The sequence below is a fragment of the Methylobacterium indicum genome, assembly GCF_001043895.1.
GTDB lineage: Bacteria > Pseudomonadota > Alphaproteobacteria > Rhizobiales > Beijerinckiaceae > Methylobacterium > Methylobacterium indicum.
On sequence record NZ_JTHF01000448.1, the window covers coordinates 1 to 3,871 of the forward strand.

At 72.5% G+C, this 3,871-nt stretch carries 4 protein-coding genes; 2 read left to right on the forward strand and 2 right to left on the reverse strand.

What is annotated here, in order from left to right:
- Positions 1 to 402: 402 nt before the first annotated feature.
- On the reverse strand, positions 403 to 744 hold the full coding sequence (locus tag QR78_RS31365) for a DUF1491 family protein (RefSeq protein ID WP_048431557.1): 342 nt from the start codon (positions 742 to 744) through the stop codon (positions 403 to 405).
- Between the two features lie 135 nt (positions 745 to 879).
- Entirely contained in the window at positions 880 to 1,083 is a 204-nt protein-coding gene (locus QR78_RS31370) for a hypothetical protein (protein ID WP_048431558.1), read from the reverse strand.
- A 395-nt stretch (positions 1,084 to 1,478) separates the two neighbouring features.
- On the opposite strand from QR78_RS31370, the gene QR78_RS31375 reads away from it, so the two are divergent.
- On the forward strand, positions 1,479 to 2,645 hold the full coding sequence (locus QR78_RS31375; protein WP_048431559.1) for an MFS transporter: 1,167 nt from the start codon (positions 1,479 to 1,481) through the stop codon (positions 2,643 to 2,645).
- Positions 2,646 to 2,672: 27 nt separating this feature from the next.
- The gene (locus tag QR78_RS31380; protein WP_048431560.1) at positions 2,673 to 3,731 is read left to right on the forward strand and encodes a spore photoproduct lyase family protein; all 1,059 of its coding nucleotides are present in this window, start codon (positions 2,673 to 2,675) and stop codon (positions 3,729 to 3,731) included.
- The last annotated feature ends 140 nt before the right edge of the window (positions 3,732 to 3,871 follow it).

The window sequence follows — 3,871 nt, forward strand, 5'->3', positions numbered from 1 at the left end:
GCCTCGACGTGGTCGACGAGGGGCAGGTTGGTCCGCGCGCTGACCGTCTCGAAGGCCACCAGGGTGGCGAGGAGGTCGGTGATGGCGGGAAGGGTCGAGTCGGTGGGGGACGAAGCGGAGGGGGACATGGATACGGTGGGGGCCTGACGGGAAGGGACGGGATCGCGCGCCGGTGCGACACGGTCGCCGGCGTGCCGCACCGGCGGGGCGGCCCTGCAGGGTCGATGCCACCGCGGGGACGGCCGGAGCCCCCTTATGCCGTGTTCGGGCCGGGACGGACAGCCGGCCCGGCGCAGGGCCCAGAGTCGTGCCCGATCGCGCCGCAACCGGGCACGACTCTCTCTTATCGAATTTGCCGCATTTTTCCGCGACGAACCGGTCCCCCCTTCGTCGGGCAATGCTCTAACCCGCAAGGTCGAGGAAGTGCCGGCCCTCGCGGTCGTCGATCTCGACGATCCAGAGGTCGGAATCGAACCGGATCTCCTTGGCAAGCCGGGCCTCGACGTCGGGCGGGAAGGCCTCCCGCATCAGGGGCTCAAAGCGGCGCCCGCCGGTCTCGTCGTCCTCGAACAGGGCCTGGGGGGCCGGACCGTAGAGATCGGCGCGGCCGTCGAGGCGGTCGACCTTGACGAAGACCGCGCCGGCCTCGGGCGCGCCGCGCCGGCGCTGCACCGCGCTCACCCCCTCGACGGCGCAGCGACGCAGGTGGGCGGCGACCCAGAAATCGGAGCGCAGGCGGGCCATCGGGCGGGGCGTCCTCGGGATGCTGGCAGGATGGGGATGCTGGCGGGATGCCTCCTCATAGGACGGCGCCCGATCGCGGGGCAATCGGGCGCCGTTCGTTCACCGTGTCGGCCGTCAGGATCAGGCGGCGCGGGATCAGGCGGCGCGGGTCGCCCCGGCATCGAGCTCGGCCACGTCGGCCCGCTCGCGCCAATCCTCGACGCCGTGCTGGCGGGCGAAGCGCAGGGCGGCGGCGCGCACCGCCCGGTCGGGATCGCGGGCGCGGCCGATCTCGACGGCCCCGACGGTGAACGGGACCCCGAGGATCTGCTTGGCGAACAGCACGCGGTACTGCGACATCGTTCGTCTCCCTACATCTGTGGATCGCGTCGACGAGGGTGCGGGTTCACCGCTCGAAGGCTCCCGAGGCAGCCTCGCCGCGGCCTGAAAGGGGGCCGGGGCCGCGAGACGGGGTGCATGTCGCACCCGGCCCGCGAGGGAACCGATCGACCACGATCGATGGATCGGCATGGGGGCGAACCGGCCTTCCGGCTGCCCGATCAGGGAGATGGGGATGCATCTCCCCCGACGGAAGGTGCCCCGGGGGCGTGCGATTGCCGCATGTCCGCAGGGCGGGGCCGGTGTGCGGACCGGGCCCGTGCCGCGACGCCAAAAGCCGCTATGTCGGAGCGCCGACCCCCGGGCACGCTCCCTCGGCGCGGTCCCCTCGAAAAGCCCGTCCCCGGAACCCGTTCATGACCGCGCTCACCGCCGCGACCCGCCTGAGCCTCAGCCTGATCGCCGGCGGGGCGGTCGCCAACATCTACTACAACCAGCCGTTGCTCGGGCTGCTCGCCCAGGTCTTCGGCCACGACGCCTCGGTGCTGGTTCCGACCGCGACGCTCGCCGGCTACGGCCTCGGCATTCTCGGCCTCGTACCGCTCGGCGATTCGCTGCCGCGGCGCAGCCTGATCGTCGGGCAGCTCCTGCTGCTCGCCGTCGTGCTGGTCCTGGCGGGGACGAGCACGAGCCTGTGGGTCCTGGTCCTGGCGAGCTTCCTGATCGGCGTGCTCTCGACCGCCGCGCAGCAGGCGGTGCCCTTCGCCGCCGAGCTGGCACCGGACGCGACGCGGGGCCGGATGGTCGGCCAGGTGATGACGGGCCTGCTGCTGGGCATCCTGCTCGCCCGCACCCTGAGCGGCTTTCTCGGCGCCTGGGCCGGCTGGCGGGCGGTCTTCTACGGCGCGGCCGGGCTCGCGGTGGCGCTGGCCGGCCTCGCCCGGCTCGGCCTGCCGGGGACGGCCCCCACCGCCAAAATCCGTTACGGCGCCCTCCTCCGCTCGCTCCTCGATCTCGTGCGCGAGCAGCCGGTGCTGCGCCGGGCGGCGCTCGCCCAGGCGCTGCTGTTTGCCGCCTTCAACGCGTTCTGGACCACGCTGGCGCTCCTCGTCGAGGCGCCGCCCTTCGGGCTCGACCCCGCCGGAGCGGGGCTGTTCGGGCTGATCGGGGCGGCGGGCGCGCTGTGCGCGCCGGTCGCCGGGCGCTTCGCCGACACGAGAAGCCCGCGCCCGGTGCTTGTCGGCGGCGGTGCCCTGACGCTCGCCGCCTTCGCGGTGTTCGGGCTCCTCGGCGGCCATTCGCTGGTGGCGCTCGCGGTGGGGGTGCTGCTGATCGACATCGGCATCAACACCGCGCTCATCGCCAACCAGACCCGGGTCTACGCGCTCGTTCCCGGGGCGCGGGGGCGGATCAACACCGTGTTCTTCACCGCGATCTTCGTCGGCGGTGCGCTCGGCGCCTCGGCGGGCACCCGGGCCTTCGCGGCCGGCGGCTGGCCGGCACTCTGCGCGGTCGGCGGCGCCTTCGCGGCGGCGGGCCTGCTTGCGCCCCTGCTGGAGCCCCGCGACCGCCCTAGATCCTGACGCGAGCCACCGCGTCCGAGCCCGCCCCTGTCCCGCCTCCTCGCCATCGACACGATCTACCTCGAGCCCGCCGTCGCGGCCTATCCCCTCGGCCGGGAGATCCTGGAGCGGTTCGGGCAGGCGCGGCGGATCGAGGTCGCCTCGCATTGGAACATCCCGGAGCTGCACGGCAATGCCGGCTCGGCCGAGGACTGGGTGCGGATCAAGCGCTCGACCCTGGTGCTCGGGGTCAAGAAGGGCCTCGCCTCGCGGCCGAACGGCCGCAGCGCCCACTTCATCGCGCCGTCGAGCTCCAACGGCTGCGCCATGGCCTGCGCCTATTGCTACGTGCCGCGCCGCAAGGGCTACGCCAACCCGATCACCCTGTTCGTCAACACCGAGGCCATCGGCCGGGCGATCGCCCGTCACGCCGCCGGCCAGGGCCCCCTCCCCGCCCCCGACCAGATCGACGACCGGTTCTGGGTCTACGATCTCGGCGAGAACGGCGACCTCTCGGTCGACGCGCTGGCGAGCGGGGGCGTGCGCGACCTCGTCGGGCTGTTTCGCGGCATTCCGAACGCCAAGGCGTCCTTCGCCACCAAGTTCGTCAACCCGGACCTCCTCGCCTACCGACCGGAGGGCAAGACCCGCATCCGCTTCTCGCTGATGCCCGAGCGCATCGCCCGGGTGGTCGACGTGCGGACCTCGCCGATGCCGGAGCGGATCGCCGCGATCGACGCCTTCGTGGAGGCCGGCTACGAGGTCCACGTCAATTTCTCGCCGGTGATCCTCTACGAGGGCTGGGAGGAGGATTGGCGGGCGCTGTTTCGCGCGCTCGAAGCCGGCATCGGCCCTGCCGCCAAGGCGCAGCTGAAGGCCGAGATCATCTTCCTCACCCACAACGCCGCCCTGCACGAGGTGAACCTGCGCTGGCACCCCAAGGCCGAGGCACTGCTCTGGCGCCCCGACATCCAGGAGACCAAGCGCTCCGAGGGCGGGATGGAGAACCTGCGCTACCGCACCGGCTGGAAGGGCCGCTGGCTCACCCGGTTCAAGGCGCTGCTGGCCGAGGAGCTGCCCTATTGCGGGGTGCGCTACGCGTTCTGAGGGACGCGCCCCGGCAGCGGCCGCCGTCATCGAACCGTCGCGCTCCGTCCCTAAGCAGACTTGCCTTGGCAGGCCGACGCTTCGCCCGCTTAGGTTGTTGTTTTGTCGCCGATTTTTGACGCCGAACCGGTGTCCGCTTC